The organism is Variovorax sp. 05T418 (assembly GCF_056396385.1).
In genome coordinates, this window is record NZ_JBFTLJ010000002.1 from 151,733 (window position 1) to 170,211 (window position 18,479).

Genomic DNA, 18,479 nt, shown 5'->3' on the forward strand with positions numbered 1-18,479 from the left:
GCCAACCGGCTTTCGGAGTTATCACGATTAATTGAACTCTGCGTGATGAATCGGCCATGGGGTGCGCCCAAGAATCGGCTCCATGACCAGCACCGCCATCGCAAGCACCGCACCCGATGCCCGCCCCATCCACCCGCTGTGGATGCGCATCACGCACTGGCTCAATGCCCTTGCGGTGCTGGTGCTGGTGACGAGCGGCTGGCGCATCTACAACGCATCGCCCCTCTTTGAATTCCGCTTTCCGGGCGCGGTGACGCTGGGCGGCTGGCTCGGCGGTGCGCTGCAATGGCATTTCGCGGCCATGTGGCTGCTGGTGTTCAATGGCTTGGTCTACCTGGCGATCAACATCGCGAGCGGCCGGCTGGCCGCCAGGTTCTTTCCGGTCACGCCGGCCGGTGTCTGGCACGACGCGCTGGCCGCGCTCAAGGGCCGGCTCTCGCATGCCGACCCGCGCCGCTACAACAGCGTGCAGAAGCTGGCCTACCTGTTCGTGATGCTCGACATCGCCGTGATCGTGCTTTCGGGCCTCGTGCTGTGGAAGTCCGTGCAGTTCGCCGTGCTGCGCGACTTGCTGGGCGGCTACGAATTTGCGCGCCGCATCCACTTCTTCGGCATGGCCTCGCTGGTCGCCTTCGTCGCCCTACACCTGGTGATGGTGGCGCTGGTGCCCCGCACCCTTCTCACCATGATCCGCGGCCGCGCGCCAAAAGCCTGATATGAGAATCTTCAAAGCCCCAAAGATGACCGGCGTCGATGCCGACGCCGTGGTGCGCGAGGCCCGCACACTGATCGCGAAGCAGCTCGACCAGCCCGCGCGCCGCGCCTTCCTGCAGCGCTCGCTGACGCTCGGCGGCCTTTCGCTGCTTACGGGATGCAGCATCAGCGACGACAGCCATGTGGAAGCGGCGCTCTCGAAGATCTCGCGCTTCAATGACAAGGTGCAGGGCCTCATTTTCAGCCCGACGCAGCTCGCCGAAACCTACCCGGAATCGATGATCACCCGGCCCTTCCCGTTCAATGCCTACTACGGCGAGGACGAGGTCCGCGAGGTCGACGAGGCCGGCTACAGGCTCGAAGTGACAGGCATGGTCGCCGACAGGCGCAGCTGGACACTGGCCGAGCTGCGCGCCATGCCGCAGCACGACCAGGTCACGCGCCACATCTGCGTCGAGGGCTGGAGCGCGATCGGCAAGTGGGGCGGCGTGCGCTTTGCGGACTTCCTGCGCCGCATCGGCGCGGACACCACCGCCAGGTATGTCGGCTTCAAGTGCGCCGACGACTACTACACCAGCATCGACATGCCGACCGCGCTGCACCCGCAGACGCTGCTCACGTTCAGCTACGACGGCCAGCCCCTGCCGCCCAAGTACGGCTTTCCGATGAAGCTGCGGATGCCGACCAAGCTTGGCTACAAGAACCCCAAGCACATCAAGGCGATGTTCGTCACCAACACCTATTCCGGTGGCTACTGGGAAGACCAGGGCTACAACTGGTTCGGAGGGAGCTGAGCCGCACCCGTGCGGCTCGACTGCCGATGAAAGCGCGAGGCCGTGTTCCCAAGGGGACCGCGCCATTCTCTTGAAAATGAAACCTCAACTGGAAGATTCCGAATGAACAAGCTCACTGCAACCCTGTTCGCAACCTGCATCGCCTTTGCCGGCGCCTCGGCCTTCGCCGCCGACGACATGGCGAAGGACGGCATGGCCAAGGATTCCATGGCCAAGGACGGCATGAAGAAGGATTCGATGGCGAAGGACGCCATGTCCAAGGACGGCATGAAGAAAGACGGGATGTCCAAGGACGGCATGAAGAAGGACGGCATGTCCAAGGACGCGATGGGCAAGGACGAGATGAAGAAGTAAGCAGCAGGGGTACGCGGCATTGACGCCCGCCGCAATCGGCGGCAATGTCGCTTCCATCGGCCTGGCCTCCAAGCCTCCTTCAAGGACAGCACATGAGATTCCCCGCACTCACCGCAGGCATGCTCGCCGCCGCGGTGCTGGCCTGGCATGCCGCACCTTCGTTCGCAGAGCCGGCCCGGCGCGTGCCGGCGGCCGCGGTCGACCTCGCCGCCCCGCCCACCCTGAAGTACGACACCGCCGTGTTCGCCGGCGGGTGCTTCTGGGGCGTGCAGGGCGTGTTCCAGCGCGTCAAGGGCGTGAACAACGCCGTGTCGGGCTACGCCGGCGGCGACGCCAAGATGGCGCGCTACGAGGACGTGGGCTCGGGCCGCACCGGCCATGCCGAGGCGGTGCGCATCACCTACGACCCGCGGCAGATCAGCTACGGCAAGCTGCTGCAGATCTATTTCTCGGTGGCGCACGATCCGACCCAGTTCAACCGGCAAGGGCCGGACGTCGGCCCTCAGTACCGCTCCACCGTTTTTGCCGAGAACCCTGAACAGGCCCGCGTTGCGAAGGCCTACATCGCGCAGCTGAACCAGGCGAAGACCTTCAACAGGCAGTTGGCCACCACCATCGAAATGTCGAAGCCCTTCTATGCGGCCGAGGCCTACCACCAGGACTTCCTCACGCGCCATCCGAGCCACGAGTACATCGTGTTCAACGACCTGCCCAAGATCGACGACCTGAAGAAGCTCTTTCCCGAAAGCTACCGGCCGACGCCGGTGCTGGTGAATGCGGCAAAGGGCGGCTGAAGCTCCTCAGCCGGGCACCGGCGCATCGGCCCGCGCATCGTAGGCGCCGCGGCGCGCGGCCTGGTTGCAGCGGGCACGGTGCACCAGCGCCTGCTGCGCCACGGCAACGTTGGCGGCGTCGCCCTTCCAGGCGTCCAGCGCCGGCTGCTGGACCGCGCGCGAATACGAAAACGCCAGCGCCCACGGCAGGCGCGAACCGGCTCTCGCATTCATGGCATTCAACCGGGCCGATGCCAGCTGCGCCGACTGCCCGCCCGACAAGAAGGCGATGCCCGGCACGGCCGCGGGCACGGTGCGCCGCAGGCACGACACCGTGGCGTCGGCGACTTCCTCCACGCTCTCCTGCTTCGGGCTGTCCTGCCCGGGCAGCACCATGTTGGGCTTCAGCAGCATGCCTTCGAGCAGCACGCCCTGCAGGCGCAGCTGGGCGAACACCGCATGCAGCGTCTCCTCGGTAATTTCCGCGCAGCGCGCGAGGGAATGGTCGCCTTCCATCAGCACCTCGGGCTCGACGATGGGGACAAGCCCGGCCTCCTGGCACAAGGCTGCGTAGCGGGCCAGCGCATGGGCGTTGACCTCGATGCATGCACGGCTGGGCAGGCCGGGGCCGGGCGTGATGACGCCGCGCCATTTGGCGAAGCGCGCGCCCATGCCGGCATATTCGGCCAGCCGTTCGCGCAGGCCGTCCAGGCCTTCGGTGACCGTCTCCCCGGGATGGCCCGCCAGCGGCTTCGCACCGGTGTCGACCTTGATGCCGGGAATGATGCCCGCGCCGCTGAGCACCGAGACGAAGGACGCGCCCGATTTCGTTCGCTGGCGAATGGTTTCGTCGAAGAGGATCGCGCCGCTGATGGATGCGCCGAGGTTCGGCGCAGTGACGATCAGCTCGCGCCAGTCGCGCCGCGCGTCCTCGGTCTGGGGAATGCCCAGTTTCGCGAAGCGCTTGTGGCAGGTGGCGTTGCTCTCGTCCATCGCGAGCAAGCCCTTGTCGCCGGCGACCAGCGCCTGGGCGGTGTCGATCAATGCCTGTGCAGTCATGATGATGAGACCCTCACTTGCTTGCAAAGATCGTACGCCTCCACCCGCGCCGAGGCTAGATCACGTTCTTCTCGACGAGCGGCCGGTTCTCGAGGATCCGCGCGAACGACACCGGCGACAGGTCGAGGCTGCGGTACCCGCCGTACCGGATGAGTTCCGCCACGCCGCGCCCCGCCGCCGGGCATTGCTGGAGCCCATGCCCGGAAAAGCCGTTGGCAAAGAACAGGTTGTCGCAGTCCGGGTGCAGGCCGAGGATCGCGTTGTGGTCGAACAGGTTCATCTCGTAGTAGCCGGCCCACGCGCCGGTCATGCGGATGGCCTCGAAGGCGGGCACGCGGCGCGCCAATGCGGGCCAGATGAAATCGTCGAAGACGCGGTAGTCGACTTCGAGCGGCGCGTCATCGCGGTCGCGGTCCTGGGGCGGCGCAAAGCCGCAGATGAAGCGCCGGCCTTCGGGGCGCAGCCAGATGCCCGAGGTGTCGATCACCAGCGGGCAGCCCGGCAGGGTCTCGGGGCACGAGAAGCTGAACACCATGCGGCGGCGCGCGCGCACCGGCAGATCGATGCCGGCCCAGCCCGCCACCCTCGCGGCCCAGGCGCCGGCGGCGTTGACCACCACGTCGGCCTCCAGCACGTTGCCGATGTCCAGTTCCACGCCCGCCACCACGCGGCCGCTGCGCTTCAATCCCGTGGCCTGCGACTGCACATAGCGCGCGCCCTGCGAAATGGCTTTCTTGCGAAAGGCCTGCAACAGGCTGTAGCCGTCGTACCAGCCCTCGCCCGAAAGGCCCAGCGAGGCCAGCGCAATGCCCTCGGCCGACATCCATGGAAAGCGCGCCTGCAGCGCGTCGGGCGCCAGCAGGACCACATCGACGCCGTGCGCCTTCTGCACCGCGTGGTTCTCACGCAGCACCTCGACGCCCTCCGGCGGCGCCAGGTACAGGTAGCCCGGCTCGACCAGGCCGATGTCGGGCACGTTGTCGCCGACGCGCAGGTTTTCGCCCAGGTGGCGGAAGAAGTCGATGCCGTAGAGCGACATCTCGATGTTGATGGCGCTCGAGAACTGCTGCCGGATCGAACTGGCCGACAAGGCCGACGAGGCCTGCGTGTACGAAAAATCGCGCTCGACCACGGTGACGTCGAACGGCTCCTCCTGCGGATCCCGGTTGAGAAAATAGGCGATGGCGGAGCCGATGGCACCGCCGCCGATGATCACCACACGACGCATGAAATTCCTTTCTTGCTGTTCGCCGACAGATCCAATCCGGGCGAGCCGCCGCAAAAAAACGCGAGCCCGGCACGCAGAATAGCAACGATGAGAAAAGACATTCCCAACCTGGGTGCCTTGCAGGCCTTCGAGGCCTCGGCGCGCCTGGGGAGCTTCACCCGCGCGGCGGCCGAACTCGCGCTCACGCAAAGCGCGGTCGGGCGGCAGGTGGCCACGCTCGAGCAGCGGCTGGGCGTGGCGCTGTTCTCGCGCGTGCGGCGGCGCCTCACGCTCACCGACACCGGGCGCGAGTACGCGGCGCGCATCCGCCGCCACCTCGACCAGATCCGGCGCGACACGCAGGAGATCAGCGCCGGCCACGACATGGGCTTTGTGCTCGAAGTGGCCGTGGTGCCCACCTTCGCCACGCAATGGCTGATCCCGCGGCTGCCCGATTTCAGCCGGCGGCACCCCAACATCACCGTCAATCTCTCGGCGCGCTCGCAGCCCTTCTCGTTCCAGGAGAACGCCTACGACGCGGCCATCTATTTCGGCGACCAATTCTGGCCCGGCACCCAGGGCGGGCTGATCTTTTCCGAAGGCCAGATGGTGCCGGTCTGCAGCCCCGCCTTCCGCGACGCCAACGGGCCGTGGGACGAATCGGCCTTCGAGCGCTGCCGCCACGTGCACCTGGGCACGCGCGCCCATGCCTGGCGCGACTGGTATGCGCAGCAGGGCTGGGACTACACGGTGCACGCCTCGCGCGGACCGCGCTACGAGCTCTTCACCATGGTGACCGCCGCCGCGGCCGCCGGCATGGGCGTGGGCCTCGCGCCGCGCATCCTGATCGAGCGCGAGCTGCGCACCGGCGAGCTCGTGATCCCGATCGACCGGCACCTGGAGGTGCGCCAGGGCTACTACTTCGCCTACCCCGAGGGCCGGCCGGCCTCCGGGGCGCTGGAGCACTTCGAGCGCTGGGTGCTTGGGCTCGCGCCGTCCTAGACGGGATTGGGATTGCGCTCGAGGAATCCCTGCTGGTGCCAGTACTCCGCGCTGTCGAACATGTTGATGCGGACCAGGAGTAGTTAACAAAGCCTTCACTGAGTCCCGTTCGAAGGCCTGTAGCATGTGCCGCGAGATGGCGATCTGTGCGGCGTCTGCTCCTGCAAGAAAAGCCTCTCAAGAGAAAACGACAACTAATAAATTTTCAGGAGGAACCGCATGCTTGTCGAAATTGCCGCAAACGGAATGATTAGTCACGCGCGAGTCAGAAATGCTCGCAGCCCCGAAATCGAACGAGGCAGGCGAACCGGTGCAATCACAGGCATCGTCGTGCATCAGACCGATGCCGATACCTCGGCGTCTTCATTGAACAGCTACAAGCGCCCGAAGGCGAATGGCGCGCACTTTCTCATCGATACGGACGGAACCATCTATCAGACCGCGGCAATCTATCAGCGCACGAATCACGTCGGACCGCTGAAGGCGAGATGCCTGGCCGTAGGGGCCGCAATGCCGTGCACCCTGCGCGACTATGCGAATGCAGGAGTGGAAGGAATGCATCGCATTGAAATGCGCAAGCCGCCCAGTGATCGTTATCCGAGCAACATGGAGGCCATCGGGATAGAGATGGTTGGCAGGGCAGCGCTGCCGGTAGGCTTCAAGCCAATTGGTGAACCAGCAAAGTGGACGCTCGAAAGACAACGAGGTGAGTTCGGCATATTCGCTACCCCGACTGCGGCTCAAAATCTATCTCTCTCCTGGCTTGTCAAGGCGCTTGAAGATTCCATGCAGTTTCCTTCGAGTGAAATCTTTCGTCATCCCGTGGTCAGCAGAAAGAATCCAACGGAAGCGCGAGGCGCAAACTGGAATCTTCCCGTACCAACGCCATGACCAAGACCCATATTCTCGCGACCGTGGCGGCGCTGATCTTGGCCTCACTCGCATCTCCAGCGCAGGCAGCCGACAAGCGCTATCCCCTCGCATATGTGCAGAAAGTGGAGATCACAGAACCTTCAGGCCGAACTGCCTGGGAAGACAAGGACGTCCTTGACTGCGACGATGTCGTGCTGACAGAAGAGGATGTCCGCTATGCCTTGCAACACATGCGCAGGGTTTCATGGAAGGCCTACGACCCCGAAAACACCGACACCACGGGGTGTAAAGGGAGCGTGCTCGTTACCTTCCAGAACGGGAAGGTCCTCGCCATGGGCGTTGAGCCCACGGGGCGGATCAGCACCCAAGAGTACGACGCAAAGATGAAGCTCGCGGCCAGTCCACCGGGCTTCTACGATTGCGCTCCTTGCGGCGAACGCAAGATGGCACTCCTGAAGGACGCGCTGTATCGCGCGCACGAGCGAGCGCTGAGGAAACTGGCAGCTGAAGGGAAATTTCCGCCTGACGAGGTAGAGCGCCGGTTGAAGTGGTTCCGGGAAAGCCGCGAAAAGCCCTGACGCGCCCACCACTGCAAAACTTTCCCAAACCCGCTTCTGCGGGTTTTCTTTTGGCCCCCGGTCCACCATAAGATTCCGTGAACCAATGAAGTCGTCCGCATGAACATTGCCCTCGAACGCCCCGGCCAACCCGACGTCATCCAGCTCATCAATGACCTCGATGCGTACCAAAAGCCGCTGTACCCGCCCGAGAGCCACTACGGCATCGACATTGCAGCGCTGTCGGCGGCCCACGTGCTCTTTGCGGTCGCGCGCGACGAGGCCGGCGCGGCCATCGGCTGCGGCGCCCTGGTCATGAACCCCGGCTACGGCGAACTCAAGCGCATGTACGTGCGCCCACAGAGCCGCGGGCAAGGCGTGGCCGCGAAGGTGCTGGGCTTTCTCGAAGCCGAAGCAGCGGCATGCGGATGCGCCGTGTTCCGTCTGGAGACGGGCGTGCACCAGCCCGAGGCGCTCGCGTTCTATGCGCGCGCGGGCTATGCGCGGCGCGAGCGCTTCGGCGACTATCCCGACGATCCGCTGAGCGTGTTCATGCAGAAGAAGAAGGCGGCTGCGTAGCCGCCTGCATGAGCCCTTCGCCTCGCCGCGCTTCGCAGCCGGCGAACCCCTCAAGCCCGGCCAGCTCATCCAGGATCGGGCAATCCGGACGCTCGTCGCCTTCGCAGCAATGGGCCAGGCGCTCCAGCAGGCGCTGCATGTGCGCCAGCTCCTCAATCCGCTGCGCGAGGTCGTCGGCCCGCTCGAGCGCGACGCGCTTCACATCGAAGCTCGCGCGATGTCCGTCGCGCCACAAGGCGTGCAGCTCGACGACCTCCGGTGTTTCGAAACCCAGCGCGTGCGCCCTTCGCACGAAGCGCAGCGTCGGCACGGCGCGTTCGTCATAGAGGCAGCCATCGCCGTCGGTACGCGCCGTGCCGTCGAGCAGTCCGAGCGACTCGCAGTCGCGCAGCAGTTGCGCAGATGCGCCGGACCGCGCAACAACCTCGGCAAGAGACAAGCGTGCCCCAGCAGCCGGTACCGTGGGATGTTCCATGGAGTTCTCCTTCCAGAGCCAACAAAGAACAAAGTCTCGGCCTTCACACCGTGGGAGAGTCAAGAAGCCGCATGGTGGGCTTCCAAGATGAAGTCAGGGTAATCCCTTGGTTTCACGCCAAAACCCCTCGTTCCTGGCCCGCTACTTGCGATATCGTTCGAAAATGACAGAAAATTTTCTTATCTGACATATATTTGTAAATTCATTTTCATTGCGCGCACCCTTCGAGGTGCATCGCCCGCCCCATGAGCACCAACGTCGACACCAATGGCACCACCGTGGCCCAGCGCATTGCGCAGGCGCTGCCGCGGCTGACGCGTTCGCACCGCCAGGTGGCCGACTTCGTGCTGGAGCACCCGCTGCAAGTCGCCACGCTGCCGATCGACGAGCTCGCGGCCGCGGTCGGCGTGTCAGTGGCCACGGCCAACCGCTTTGCACGGGCGCTGGATTTCGACGGCTACGCCACCTTCCGCGCCGAGCTCGTGCGCGGCTTCGAATCGCTGGTGGCGCCGGTGGAGCGGCTGCGCGGCAACCTGGAACATCCGACCACGGTGGCCGAGGTGTTTGCCACCGCGCTCGACGAGAGCCGGCGCAACATCGAGGCCACGCGCCAGTCGCTCGACTACGCCGCCTGCGACGCCGCGGTGCAGCGCGTCCTGAAGGCGCGCTCGATCTACATCGGCGGCTTCGGCGCCAGCGCCTGGCTCGCGGGGCTGCTGCAGCACGGGCTGGACGGCAGCTGCAACGACGTGCGGATGCTGTCCAGCGTCAGCGGCGTCACGCATGCGGCGCGCACGCTCACGCACGCCGGCCCGCAGGACCTGTTCATCGGCCTGACCTTTCCGCGCTACCTCACCGACACGGTGGCGCTGGCGCAGATCGCCAAGGGCCAGGGCTGCGCCGTTCTGGCGCTGACCGACCGCCCGAGTTCGCCGCTCGCCCCGCTGGCCGACGTGGCGCTCTATTGCCAGACCGAAACCAGCTACCGGCCGAACTGCGAAACCAGCGTGCTGGCATTGATCGAGGCACTGACCAGCGCGGTGGCGCTGCGTGCGCCGCGCGCGGTGCAGTCCGCGAGCCGCATCCTGCAGGCGGTGCGGCCCTGGCTGCATGGCGCGCAGGGCCTGCCGCGGGCGGAAGTCTCCTCGGCACTGCCCGCCGGCGCGGCACCGGCCGGGGCCGCCAGGAAAAAGAAGAAAGCCTCCTCATGAAGAACAACAGCATCACGCCCGTCATCGCCATTCACGGCGGTGCCGGCACCATCAGCGCCGCCACCACCAGCGCGGCGCAGGCGCAGGCCTACCACGACGCCTTGCGCAAGATCGTGCAGGCCGCGCAGGCGCAGTTGCTCAAGGGCGCATCCGCGCTCGACGCGACCTGCCTCGCGGTCGAACTGCTCGAAGAGTGCCCGCTCTTCAACGCGGGCCACGGCGCAGTGTTCACGCACGAGGAAACCCATGAACTCGACGCCGCCGTGATGGACGGCGCCACGCTCGCGGCCGGCGCCATTGCCGGCGTCTGCCACGTGCGCCGCCCGGTGCGCGCCGCGCGTGCCGTGCTGGAGGACGGCGCGCACGTGCTGCTGGCCGGCGCGGGCGCCGAAGCCTTCGCGCGCGAGCACGGCCTTGAAATGGTCGAGCCCTTCTTCTTCTCCACCGAGGCGCGGCGCCAGCAGCTCTACCGCGTGCGCGACACCGGCCGCGTGGTGACGGACCACGAAGGCGCGGCCATGACGCCGCCGCTCGACGAGGACAAGAAACTCGGCACCGTGGGCGCGGTCGCGCTCGACATGCACGGCCACCTGGCCGCGGCCACCTCGACCGGCGGCATGACCAACAAGCGCGTCGGCCGCATCGGCGATTCGCCGCTGATCGGCGCCGGCACCTATGCCGACGACCGCACCGCCGCCGTGTCCTGCACCGGCAGCGGCGAAATGTTCATCCGCGTCGCCGCCGCCTACGACATCTGCGCCCGCATGGCCTATGGCGGCGCCACGCTCGAAGCCGCCACGCACGCCGTGGTGCACCAGTCGCTGCCCGCCATCGGCGGCACCGGCGGGCTGATCGCCATCGACCGCCACGGCAACCTGAGCCTCGCCTTCAACACCGAAGGCATGTACCGCGGCCACGCGCGCGGCGACGAGGCACCCGCAACAGCCATCTTCGCCTGACACGCACACGTTTTTTTCTCGCACCATGTCCTCCCCTTCCCTCGCCCTGCCAGACGGCCGCGTTCTCGCCGTCGACGATCTCACCGTGCGCTTCTCGACCTCCGAGCGCACGGTCGATGCGGTCAAGAACCTTTCCTTCCACGTCGACCATGGCGAAACGCTCGCGGTGGTCGGCGAGTCGGGCTCGGGCAAGTCGGTGACCTCGCTCGCGCTGATGCGGCTGGTGGAACACGGCGGCGGACGCATCCTGGGCGGACGCATGGCGTTTCGCCGCCGCAATGGCGAAGTGCTCGACCTCGCACAGGCGCGCGACACCGAGATGCGCAACATCCGCGGCGCCGACATCGCGATGATCTTCCAGGAGCCGATGACCTCGCTCAACCCGGTGTTCACCGCCGGCGAGCAGATTGCCGAGGCCATCCGCATCCACCAGGGCAAGAGCAACGCGGCCGCGCGCGCCGAGGCGCTGCGCATGCTGGAGCTGGTGCGCATTCCCGAAGCGCGCAACGTGCTCGACCGCTTTCCGCACCAGCTCTCGGGCGGCATGCGCCAGCGCGTGATGATCGCGATGGCGCTCTCGTGCAAGCCGCAGCTGCTGATTGCCGACGAGCCCACCACCGCGCTCGACGTGACCATCCAGGCGCAGATCCTCCAGCTCATCCGCGAGCTGCAGAAGGAGATGCGCATGGGCGTGCTCTTCATCACGCACGACATGGGCGTGGTGGCCGAGATTGCCGACCGCGTGCTCGTGATGTACCGCGGCGACAAGGTCGAAGCGGGCAGTTCCGATACGGTGTTCGCATCGCCGCAGCACCCCTACACCAAGGCGCTGCTGTCGGCCGTGCCCAAGCTCGGCGCGATGCAGGGCACCGACCTGCCCGCCAAGTTCGAGCTGCTGCGCACCGAGGGCACGCCCGAGACGGTGCCGTCCACCCACACCACGCCGCAGACCACCGTGCGCGAGGGCGCGGGCCCGATCCTGCGCGTGCGCGACCTCGTCACGCGCTTCGACGTGCGCAGCGGCCTGTTCGGCCGCGTGAAGCGCCGCGTGCATGCGGTGGAAAAGATCAGCTTCGACCTCTACCCCGGCGAGACGCTGGCGCTGGTCGGCGAATCGGGCTGCGGCAAGTCGACCACGGGCCGCTCGCTGCTGCGCCTGGTCGAGAGCCAGAGCGGCGCGATCGAGTTCGGCGGCCAGAACATCCGCGAGCTGCCCACGCGCGAGCTGCAGGCCCTGCGCCGCAACATCCAGTTCATCTTCCAGGACCCGTTCGCCTCGCTCGATCCGCGCGTGACCGTGGGCTTCTCGATCATGGAGCCGCTGCTCATCCACAACATCGCCAAGGGCGCCGAGGCGCAGCAGCGCGTCGACTGGCTGCTGCAGAAGGTCGGCCTGCCGCCCGAGGTGGCGCAGCGCTATCCGCACGAGTTCTCGGGTGGGCAGCGCCAGCGCATCGCCATCGCACGCGCGCTCGCGCTCAACCCCAAGGTGGTGGTGGCGGACGAATCGGTGTCGGCGCTGGACGTGTCGATCCAGGCGCAGATCGTCAACCTCATGCTCGACCTGCAGCGCGAGCTGGGCGTGGCCTTTCTCTTCATCTCGCACGACATGGCGGTGGTGGAACGCATCAGCCACCGCGTGGCCGTGATGTACCTCGGCCAGATCGTCGAGATCGGCCCGCGCCGCGCCGTGTTCGAAGCGCCGCAGCACGCCTACACCCGCAAGCTGATGGCCGCGGTGCCGGTGGCCGACCCGTCGCGCCGCCACAAGCCGCGCGCGCTGCTCGAAGGCGAGATCCCGAGCCCGATCCGCGCCGTGGGCGACGAGCCCGACGTGCCGCCGCTGGTGCAGGTGGCGCCCGGCCACTTCGTGGCACGGCATGCCATCGGCGGCGCCTTCTGAGCGACCGGCAGATTTTTTTCAACCCGCAGGCCCTCCTGCTTTTTTTCTCGAACCGACTGGAGTTTCTTTCCATGAAGCAATCTTCTTCCTCCCTGCGATGGGCATCGGCACTGCTGGGCCTGGCCGCACTGGCTGCATCGGGCACGGCGCTGGCCGCGAAAGACGTGGTGCTGTCGATCGGCTACCAGCCCGAAACGCTGGACCCGTACAACACCAACACCACCATCACCACGGCTGTGACCAAGACCTTCTATGAAGGCCTGTTCCAGTTCGACAAGGACCTGAAGGTGCAGAACGTGCTGGCCGAGAGCTACGACGTGTCGAAGGACGGCCTGGTCTACACCATCAAGCTGCGCACCGGCGTCAAGTTCCACGACGGCACTGACTTCAACGCAGAGGCCGTGAAGTTCGTGCTCGACCGCGTGCTCAACCAGGACAACAAGCTGCTGCGCTACAACCAGTTCAACCGCGTGGGCAAAGTCGAGGCGCTCAACCCGACGACCGTGCGCATCACGCTGAAGGAGCCCTTCGGCCCTTTCATCAACTCGCTGGCCCATGCCTCGGCCGCGATGATCTCGCCCACCGCGCTCAAGAAATGGGGCAACAAGGACATCGCTTTCCACCCCGTGGGCACCGGCCCCTTCGAATTCGTCGAGTGGAAGCAGACCGAAGCCGTCAAGGCGAAGAAGTTCGACGGCTACTGGAAGAAGGGCTATCCGAAGATCGACACGGTCTCATGGAAGCCGGTGCTCGAGAACAACACGCGCGCCGCGATGCTGCAGACCGGCGAAGCCGACTTCGCCTATCCCATTCCCTACGAGCAGGCCGACCTGCTGAAGAAGAGCGAGAAGCTCGAAGTGGTGGCCACGCCGTCGATCATCACGCGCTTCCTCACATTCAACGTGATGCAAAAGCCTTATGACAACCCGAAGGTGCGCGAAGCCATTGGCTATGCCATCAACAAGGATGCGCTCGCCAAAGTCGCCTTCAGCGGCTTCGCATTTCCGGCGCAGGGCTTCGTGCCGCAGGGTGTCAAGTTCGCCGAAAAGATGGCGCCGATCGGCTACGACGTCAAGAAGGCGAAGCAACTGCTCGCAGAAGCCGGCTATCCGAATGGCTTCGAGTCGGTCCTCTGGAGCCACTACAACAACACGACCTCGCAGAAGGTGATCCAGTTCCTGCAGCAACAGCTCGCGCAAGTGGGTATCAAGCTGCAGGTACAGGAACTCGAGGTAGGCCAACGCGCCGAATGGGTCGAAACTTGGGCCGATCCGGCAACCGCCAAGGTGCGCCTGTACTACGTTGGCTGGTCGTCTTCTACCGGCGAAGCCGACTGGGCGCTGCGCCCGCTGTTCGCCTCGGAAGCCTGGCCGCCGAAGCTTGCCAACTACGCGTACTACAAAAACGACTTGGTCGACGGCAATATCGCCAAGGCGCTCGTCACAGTGGACGACAAGGAAAAGGCCGCGCTCTACAAGGCCGCTCAGGAACAGCTCCAGAAGGACTTGCCACGCATTCCGCTGGTCACGGAGCAAAACCTGTCGTCGCATGCCAAGCGGCTCTCGGGCGTGTTCGTGATGCCTGACGGCAACATCAACATCGACGCAATTGCAGTGTCGAACTGATCGCCGCCTCTTCGTTTCCTGACTGACTGTCCGGTGGGCGGTGGCACTGCGCCATCGCCCGCTCGCGACAACCGCACCCCATGCTGAATTACTTCCTCAAACGACTGTTGGGCCTGGTCCCGACTCTGCTCATCGTGGCAGTGTTGGTGTTCCTGTTCGTCCACATGCTGCCCGGTGATCCGGCGCGCCTTGCCGCCGGCCAGGACGCTGACGAGCAGACGATCGCCGTGGTGCGACAGGAGCTGGGCCTCGACAAGCCGCTGCCCCAGCAGTTCGTGAGCTTCTTCTCCCATATGCTGCAGGGCGACTTCGGCACCTCGATCCGCACGCGGCGGCCGGTGTCGATGGAGATCGGCGAGCGCTTCTTCCCCACGGTGATGCTGACCATCACCAGCATGGTGTGGGCCGTGATCTTCGGCATGGGCATCGGCATTGTTTCTGCCGTGTTCCGCAACCAATGGCCCGACCGGCTCGGCATGACGCTGGCCGTGTCGGGCATCTCCTTTCCGGCATTTGCCCTCGGCATGCTGCTGATGCAGATCTTCTCGGTCCAGCTCGGCTGGCTGCCCACGGTGGGCGCGAGCAGCTGGAAGCACTACATCCTGCCCTCGATCACGCTGGGTGCCGCGGTGGCTGCCGTGATGGCGCGCTTCACGCGCGCTTCGTTCGTCGAAGTGATCCAGGAAGATTTCGTTCGCACCGCGCGTGCCAAGGGCGTGCGCGAGCGCACCGTCATCATCAAGCACTGCCTGCGCAATGCGCTGATCCCGGTGGTCACGATGATGGGGCTGCAGTTCGGCTTCCTGCTGGGCGGCTCGATCCTGGTCGAGGCGGTCTTCAACTGGCCGGGCCTCGGGCGCCTGCTGGTCGACGCCGTGCAGATGCGCGACTACCCCGTGATCCAGACGCTGGTGCTGCTGTTCTCGCTCGAATTCATCCTGATCAACCTCGTGGTGGACGTGCTGTACGGCTACATCAACCCGACCATCCGCTACAAGTGAGGCAGCCGACATGACGCAAGCCACCGGCGTGACTGCCGAATCGATCACTCCGCCCGTCGTGGCGGTCCAAACTGCGGGCAAGGTCCGCACGCCCTGGGGCGAATGCTGGCGCCGCTTCAAGAAGCAGCCCGTGGGCATCGTCGCGGCGCTGTTCGTGCTGCTGCTGGTGTTCGTCGCGGTGTTCGCGCCGTGGATCGTGCCCTTCGACCCGGAGAACTTCTTCGACTACGACATGCTGAACACGGGGCCTTCGGCCACGCACTGGTTCGGCGTCGATCCGCTGGGGCGCGACATCTTCAGCCGCATCCTGATGGGTGCGCGCATCTCGCTGATGGCGGGCTTTCTCTCGGTGCTGGTGGGTGGCTTCGTCGGCACGGCCTTCGGCCTGCTCGCGGGCTACTACGAAGGCTGGTGGGACCGCATCGTGATGCGCATCTCCGACGTGCTCTTTGCCTTCCCCGGCATTCTTCTGGCGCTTGGCGTGGTTGCCATCCTCGGCAGCAGCATGACGAACGTGGTGGTGGCGGTGTCGGTGTTCAGCGTGCCGGCCTTCGCGCGACTGGTGCGCGGCAACACGCTGGTGCTCAAGCAGCAGACCTACATCGAGGCCGAGCGCAGCATCGGCGCGTCGGACTGGACCATCATCGTGCGGCACATCCTGCCGGGCACCATCTCGTCGATCGTCGTGTATTTTTCGATGCGCGTGGGCACCTCGATCATCACGGCCGCCAGCCTCTCGTTCCTGGGCATGGGCGCGCAGCCGCCGACGCCCGAATGGGGCGCGATGCTCAGCGAAGCCCGCGCCGACATGGTGACCTCGCCGCACGTGGCGCTGTTCCCGAGCCTGGCCATCTTCTTCACCGTGCTGGCGTTCAACCTGCTGGGCGATGCACTGCGCGACGCGCTCGATCCGAAGATCGACCGCGAATAACCCATCCATTTGATGCCAGCGAACTCCCTGCCCTACATCGGCACCTTGCTGCAAGGCACGCGCAACGCGATCACCGACGTCGAAGGCGTCACGGTCGGCCACCGCACGCTCGACGACGGCGGCGTGCAGACCGGCGTGACAGTGATCCGTCCGCATGCGGGCGATCCGTTCCGCGACAAGGTGCCGGCCGCCGCCGTGGTGCTCAACGGCTTCGGCAAGAGCGTGGGGCTGGTGCAGCTCGCAGAGCTCGGCGTGCTGGAGACGCCGATTGCGCTGACCAACACGTTTTCGGTCGGCACGGTGGCCACGGCGCAGGTCCGCCATTGCATAGCGGCCAACCCCGAGAGCGGCCGGTCGCTGCCGACGGTGAATCCGCTGGTCTTCGAGTGCAACGACGGTTTTCTCAACGACATCCAGCGGCTGGCCGTGACCGAGGCGGACTACCTGCGCGCGCTCGAGAGCGCCGGCCCCGACTTCGCGCAGGGCTCGGTCGGCGCGGGGCGCGGCATGTCGAGCTTCCAGCTCAAGGGCGGCATCGGCAGCGCCTCGCGGCGCGTCTCGGCGCCCGCGGGCGAATTGCACACCGTGGGCACGCTGGTGCTCGCGAACTACGGGCGCCAGCCGCAGCTGGTGCTGGCCGGGCATCCGGTCGGCGAGCGGCTGGCCGCGCACGGCACGCGCGAATCCAGGGAGCCCGAGAAGGGCTCGATCATCATCGTCGTCGCCACCGATGCAGCGCTCGATGCGCGCCAGCTGCGCCGCCTCGCGCTGCGTGCGGGCGCGGGGCTGGCGCGCACCGGCTCGGTCTTCGGCCATGGCAGCGGCGACATCGTGCTGGCCTTCTCGACCGCCTACACCGTGCCCGACCGCGTCGATCGCCCGATGCCGGCCATCGCCATGGTGCACGACGGGTTGCTCGACCGCCTCTTCCAGGCCGCGGCCGACAGCACCGAGCAGGCGATCCTGCACGCGCTCTGGCGCGCGACGGCCGTGACAGGCCGCGATGGCAATCACCGGGCAGCGCTGTCGGAACTGCTGCCGCCCTCTTCCCTTTCTTCTCTTTAGCGCAATCGCACTCCCTCCCATGAAAGTCCTGATCTCCACCGACATCGAAGGCGTTGCGGGCGTCTACCACCACGAGCAGGCGCGGCCCGGCAACCCCGAGTACGAACGCGCCCGCCTGCTGATGGCGCACGAGGCCAGCGCGGCCGTTGCCGGCGCCTTCGAGGCCGGCGCCACCGAGGTGCTGGTCAACGATTCGCACGGCGGCTTTCGCAACATGCCGCCCGACGTGCTCGATGCGCGCGCCCGCGTGGTGCAGGGCAAGCCGCGCTACCTGAGCATGGTGGCCGGCGTGGAGGAAGAAGGCGTGGACGCCGTCTGCATGGTGGGCTACCACTCGCGCGCGCAGGGACGCGGCATCCTCGCCCACACCATCAACAGCTTTGCCTTTGCCGGCATCCGGCTCGGCGAGCAGGAACTGGGCGAGGCCGGGCTCTACGGCGCACTGGCCGGCGAATATGGCGTGCCGGTGGTGATGGCCAGCGGGGACGACGTGTTCATCGCCGAGAACCGGGCGCTTTTTCCGCACGCGACCTTCGTGCAGACCAAGCGTGCCACGGGGTTCAACAGCGGGGTGTCGCTGTCACCCGAGCAGTCGCGCGACGCCATCCGGGCGGGTGTGGCCGAGGCGCTGGCTGCACGCGGTAATGCGAGGCCGCTGGTGTTCAAGGGTCCGCAGGTGGTCACACTGCGCACGCAGTCGCCGATGATGGCGGATCTGTTCTGCCAATGGCCGTCGTTCGAGCGCGTCGACGGTGTCACGTTGCGGTTTTCTGCTGAGACGGTGGAAGCGGCTGTGCGGATGCTGAACTGCTGTTCGGCGATGTCTTCTATGTTGCGTTGAGTTTTTTGGGTTCCGGGGCCGGGTCTCGCCCCGGCGGGCGACTCACTTTCTTTTGCTTCGCCAAAAGAAAGTAAGCAAAGAAAAGGCGACCCTACTGTCTGCGTCCCTCCGCTTCGCTGCGGGCAACCTGCGGTGCTCGATTCCGGCGGGGGTCCGCAGAACTCGCTCCACTGCGTTGCGCTCGGACAGGTGCGGCCCTGATCCCGCCTCCATCTGCGCTCCTCGGCGCATACAGAAGGGGTGGGAGCGGGCGGCCTTCGCTTCGCTCGGCCCCAATATCCAACAGCCAATACCAACAGCCAATTCCAACCACCGCGGCGCGCAGCGCCGCGGTGGCTTGGTGGCCGAGCGAAGCAAAGGCCTGTGTGGTTCCCAAGCCCCTCTGTATGCGCCGAGGAGCGCAGCGTTTCGCGGATCAGGGCCGCAGCTGTCCGAGCGAAGCGAGTTCTGCGGACCCCGCGAAACGCGAGCACCGCAGGTTGCCCGTAGCGCAGCGAAGGGTCGCAGACAGTGGGGTCGCCTTTTCTTTGCTTACTTTCTTTTGGCGAAGCAAAAG

19 protein-coding genes are annotated in these 18,479 nt (G+C 66.1%); 16 read left to right on the top strand and 3 right to left on the bottom strand.

Features of this window, described 5'->3' with window-relative positions; genetic code table 11:
• The first annotated feature begins 82 nt into the window (after nt 1-82).
• The 4 genes from AC1DMS_RS04040 to msrA all read left to right on the top strand — a co-directional run bounded on the left by AC1DMS_RS04040 (nt 83) and on the right by msrA (nt 2,656).
• Nucleotides 83-715 (top strand): cytochrome b/b6 domain-containing protein, encoded by a 633-nt coding sequence (locus AC1DMS_RS04040; protein WP_012748090.1) that lies wholly within the window; start codon nt 83-85, stop codon nt 713-715.
• Between the two features lies 1 nt (nt 716).
• Nucleotides 717-1,508, top strand: coding sequence for a molybdopterin-binding protein (locus AC1DMS_RS04045; protein ID WP_478081429.1), 792 nt, complete (start codon nt 717-719; stop codon nt 1,506-1,508).
• Nucleotides 1,509-1,610: 102 nt separating this feature from the next.
• A complete protein-coding gene (locus AC1DMS_RS04050; protein WP_012748092.1) occupies nt 1,611-1,862 on the top strand; it encodes a pentapeptide MXKDX repeat protein in 252 nt (83 codons plus the stop codon).
• A 92-nt stretch (nt 1,863-1,954) separates the two neighbouring features.
• A complete protein-coding gene (gene msrA, locus AC1DMS_RS04055) occupies nt 1,955-2,656 on the top strand; it encodes a peptide-methionine (S)-S-oxide reductase MsrA (RefSeq protein ID WP_478081430.1) in 702 nt (233 codons plus the stop codon).
• Nucleotides 2,657-2,662: 6 nt separating this feature from the next.
• Here the strand turns inward: msrA and AC1DMS_RS04060 are convergent, their stop codons facing one another.
• Both AC1DMS_RS04060 and AC1DMS_RS04065 read right to left on the bottom strand, forming a co-directional pair.
• Complete coding sequence (locus tag AC1DMS_RS04060) at nt 2,663-3,694, bottom strand: class I fructose-bisphosphate aldolase (protein ID WP_478081431.1); 1,032 nt, start codon at nt 3,692-3,694, stop codon at nt 2,663-2,665.
• A 55-nt stretch (nt 3,695-3,749) separates the two neighbouring features.
• Nucleotides 3,750-4,922, bottom strand: coding sequence for an NAD(P)/FAD-dependent oxidoreductase (locus tag AC1DMS_RS04065; protein WP_478081432.1), 1,173 nt, complete (start codon nt 4,920-4,922; stop codon nt 3,750-3,752).
• 87 nt (nt 4,923-5,009) lie between these two features.
• Here AC1DMS_RS04065 and AC1DMS_RS04070 point away from each other — a divergent pair, with 87 nt between their 5' ends.
• The 4 genes from AC1DMS_RS04070 (at nt 5,010) to AC1DMS_RS04085 (ending at nt 7,912) form a co-directional block, all read left to right on the top strand.
• The gene (locus tag AC1DMS_RS04070; protein WP_012748096.1) at nt 5,010-5,903 is read left to right on the top strand and encodes a LysR substrate-binding domain-containing protein; all 894 of its coding nucleotides are present in this window, start codon (nt 5,010-5,012) and stop codon (nt 5,901-5,903) included.
• Between the two features lie 219 nt (nt 5,904-6,122).
• Complete coding sequence (locus AC1DMS_RS04075; RefSeq protein WP_478081433.1) at nt 6,123-6,794, top strand: peptidoglycan recognition protein family protein; 672 nt, start codon at nt 6,123-6,125, stop codon at nt 6,792-6,794.
• Nucleotides 6,791-7,354, top strand: a complete 564-nt coding sequence (locus AC1DMS_RS04080; protein ID WP_478081434.1) for a hypothetical protein — start codon at nt 6,791-6,793, stop codon at nt 7,352-7,354. Before AC1DMS_RS04075 ends, AC1DMS_RS04080 begins: the two co-directional genes overlap by 4 nt.
• A gap of 99 nt (nt 7,355-7,453) precedes the next feature.
• Nucleotides 7,454-7,912 carry a GNAT family N-acetyltransferase gene (locus tag AC1DMS_RS04085; RefSeq protein WP_478083331.1) on the top strand — a complete coding sequence of 153 codons (459 nt, stop codon included), beginning with the start codon at nt 7,454-7,456 and terminating at the stop codon, nt 7,910-7,912.
• Here the strand turns inward: AC1DMS_RS04085 and AC1DMS_RS04090 are convergent.
• Nucleotides 7,884-8,387: a MerR family DNA-binding protein gene (locus tag AC1DMS_RS04090; protein WP_478081529.1), complete on the bottom strand. Its 504-nt coding sequence runs from the start codon at nt 8,385-8,387 to the stop codon at nt 7,884-7,886. The two genes, AC1DMS_RS04085 and AC1DMS_RS04090, sit on opposite strands and share 29 nt — an antisense overlap.
• Before the next feature lie 245 nt (nt 8,388-8,632).
• Between AC1DMS_RS04090 and AC1DMS_RS04095 the strand changes: the two genes are divergently transcribed.
• From AC1DMS_RS04095 to AC1DMS_RS04130, 8 genes are all read left to right on the top strand, one after another.
• On the top strand, nt 8,633-9,598 hold the full coding sequence (locus tag AC1DMS_RS04095; protein WP_012748101.1) for a MurR/RpiR family transcriptional regulator: 966 nt from the start codon (nt 8,633-8,635) through the stop codon (nt 9,596-9,598).
• Complete coding sequence (locus AC1DMS_RS04100) at nt 9,595-10,557, top strand: isoaspartyl peptidase/L-asparaginase family protein (RefSeq protein WP_478081530.1); 963 nt, start codon at nt 9,595-9,597, stop codon at nt 10,555-10,557. Before AC1DMS_RS04095 ends, AC1DMS_RS04100 begins: the two co-directional genes overlap by 4 nt.
• 25 nt (nt 10,558-10,582) lie before the next feature.
• A complete protein-coding gene (locus tag AC1DMS_RS04105; RefSeq protein ID WP_436044141.1) occupies nt 10,583-12,460 on the top strand; it encodes a dipeptide ABC transporter ATP-binding protein in 1,878 nt (625 codons plus the stop codon).
• Nucleotides 12,461-12,531: 71 nt separating this feature from the next.
• The gene (gene gsiB, locus AC1DMS_RS04110) at nt 12,532-14,085 is read left to right on the top strand and encodes a glutathione ABC transporter substrate-binding protein GsiB (RefSeq protein WP_478180694.1); all 1,554 of its coding nucleotides are present in this window, start codon (nt 12,532-12,534) and stop codon (nt 14,083-14,085) included.
• 80 nt (nt 14,086-14,165) lie between these two features.
• Nucleotides 14,166-15,086 carry a glutathione ABC transporter permease GsiC gene (gene gsiC / locus AC1DMS_RS04115; protein ID WP_278876341.1) on the top strand — a complete coding sequence of 307 codons (921 nt, stop codon included), beginning with the start codon at nt 14,166-14,168 and terminating at the stop codon, nt 15,084-15,086.
• 10 nt (nt 15,087-15,096) lie between these two features.
• Nucleotides 15,097-16,017, top strand: a complete 921-nt coding sequence (gene gsiD, locus AC1DMS_RS04120; protein ID WP_027730556.1) for a glutathione ABC transporter permease GsiD — start codon at nt 15,097-15,099, stop codon at nt 16,015-16,017.
• A 12-nt stretch (nt 16,018-16,029) separates the two neighbouring features.
• The gene (locus AC1DMS_RS04125; protein ID WP_478081533.1) at nt 16,030-17,082 is read left to right on the top strand and encodes a P1 family peptidase; all 1,053 of its coding nucleotides are present in this window, start codon (nt 16,030-16,032) and stop codon (nt 17,080-17,082) included.
• A gap of 19 nt (nt 17,083-17,101) precedes the next feature.
• Complete coding sequence (locus tag AC1DMS_RS04130) at nt 17,102-17,923, top strand: M55 family metallopeptidase (protein ID WP_012748108.1); 822 nt, start codon at nt 17,102-17,104, stop codon at nt 17,921-17,923.
• The last annotated feature ends 556 nt before the right edge of the window (nt 17,924-18,479 follow it).

Coding starts and splice junctions, on each gene's coding strand:
- gsiD (WP_027730556.1), top strand. CDS start 15,097: ATGACGCAAGCCACCGGCGTGACTGCCGAATCGATCACTCCGCCCGTC.
- gsiB (WP_478180694.1), top strand. CDS start 12,532: ATGAAGCAATCTTCTTCCTCCCTGCGATGGGCATCGGCACTGCTGGGC.
- AC1DMS_RS04080 (WP_478081434.1), top strand. CDS start 6,791: ATGACCAAGACCCATATTCTCGCGACCGTGGCGGCGCTGATCTTGGCC.
- AC1DMS_RS04125 (WP_478081533.1), top strand. CDS start 16,030: ATGCCAGCGAACTCCCTGCCCTACATCGGCACCTTGCTGCAAGGCACG.
- AC1DMS_RS04040 (WP_012748090.1), top strand. CDS start 83: ATGACCAGCACCGCCATCGCAAGCACCGCACCCGATGCCCGCCCCATC.
- AC1DMS_RS04085 (WP_478083331.1), top strand. CDS start 7,454: ATGAACATTGCCCTCGAACGCCCCGGCCAACCCGACGTCATCCAGCTC.
- AC1DMS_RS04070 (WP_012748096.1), top strand. CDS start 5,010: ATGAGAAAAGACATTCCCAACCTGGGTGCCTTGCAGGCCTTCGAGGCC.
- AC1DMS_RS04045 (WP_478081429.1), top strand. CDS start 717: ATGAGAATCTTCAAAGCCCCAAAGATGACCGGCGTCGATGCCGACGCC.
- AC1DMS_RS04060 (WP_478081431.1), bottom strand. CDS start 3,694: ATGACTGCACAGGCATTGATCGACACCGCCCAGGCGCTGGTCGCCGGC.
- msrA (WP_478081430.1), top strand. CDS start 1,955: ATGAGATTCCCCGCACTCACCGCAGGCATGCTCGCCGCCGCGGTGCTG.
- AC1DMS_RS04100 (WP_478081530.1), top strand. CDS start 9,595: ATGAAGAACAACAGCATCACGCCCGTCATCGCCATTCACGGCGGTGCC.
- AC1DMS_RS04130 (WP_012748108.1), top strand. CDS start 17,102: ATGAAAGTCCTGATCTCCACCGACATCGAAGGCGTTGCGGGCGTCTAC.
- AC1DMS_RS04090 (WP_478081529.1), bottom strand. CDS start 8,387: ATGGAACATCCCACGGTACCGGCTGCTGGGGCACGCTTGTCTCTTGCC.
- AC1DMS_RS04065 (WP_478081432.1), bottom strand. CDS start 4,922: ATGCGTCGTGTGGTGATCATCGGCGGCGGTGCCATCGGCTCCGCCATC.
- AC1DMS_RS04050 (WP_012748092.1), top strand. CDS start 1,611: ATGAACAAGCTCACTGCAACCCTGTTCGCAACCTGCATCGCCTTTGCC.
- AC1DMS_RS04095 (WP_012748101.1), top strand. CDS start 8,633: ATGAGCACCAACGTCGACACCAATGGCACCACCGTGGCCCAGCGCATT.
- AC1DMS_RS04075 (WP_478081433.1), top strand. CDS start 6,123: ATGCTTGTCGAAATTGCCGCAAACGGAATGATTAGTCACGCGCGAGTC.
- AC1DMS_RS04105 (WP_436044141.1), top strand. CDS start 10,583: ATGTCCTCCCCTTCCCTCGCCCTGCCAGACGGCCGCGTTCTCGCCGTC.
- gsiC (WP_278876341.1), top strand. CDS start 14,166: ATGCTGAATTACTTCCTCAAACGACTGTTGGGCCTGGTCCCGACTCTG.